The sequence below is a fragment of the Variovorax sp. GW822-FHT04E09 genome (assembly GCF_058800845.1).
Map to the genome: position 1 here is coordinate 1 of NZ_JBXAMR010000024.1, position 728 is coordinate 728.

Annotated in this window: 1 protein-coding gene; it reads left to right on the plus strand. The window is 65.4% G+C overall.

Features of this window, described 5'->3' with window-relative positions:
- A partial coding sequence (locus AC1RL8_RS31240; protein ID WP_492687442.1) for an aldehyde dehydrogenase family protein occupies nucleotides 1–728 on the plus strand: 728 nt, incomplete at both ends.

Consider the following 728-nt stretch of genomic DNA (forward strand, 5'->3'; position numbering starts at 1 on the left):
CGCGACCGCACCATCGAGGTCACCTACCCGTACACCGGCGAGGTGATCGCCACCGTGCCCAAGGCCACGCTGGACGACGTGCGCAATGCCCTGCGCATCGCCCGCGACTACAAGCCCACGCTCACGCGCTACGAGCGCTACAAGATCCTCATGCGCGCCGGCGAGATCATCGCCTCGCGCCTCGATGAAATGTCGCGCACCATCACGCTCGAATCAGGCCTTTCGCGCAAGGACTCGCTGTACGAAGTGGGCCGCGCCTCCGACGTGCTGCTGTTCGCCGCCAACCAGGCGCTGGTGGACGACGGCCAGGTGTTCTCCTGCGACCTCACGCACCACGGCAAGAGCCGCAAGGTCTACACGATGCGCGAGCCGCTCTTGGGCGCCATCACCGCCATCACGCCGTTCAACCACCCGCTGAACCAGGTGATCCACAAGGTGGCACCGGCCATTGCGACCAACAACCGCATCGTGCTGAAACCCAGCGAGAAGACGCCGCTCACGGCCTTCCTGCTGGCCGACATCCTGTACGAGGCAGGGCTGCCGCCGCAGATGCTGTCGGTGCTCACGGGCGACCCCAAGGAGATCGCCGACGAGTTGCTGACCAATGCCGACGTCGACCTCGTCACCTTCACGGGCGGCGTGCCCATCGGGAAGTACATCGCGGGCAAGGCCACCTACAAGCGCCAGATCCTGGAGCTGGGTGGCAATGACCCGATCATCGTGATGGA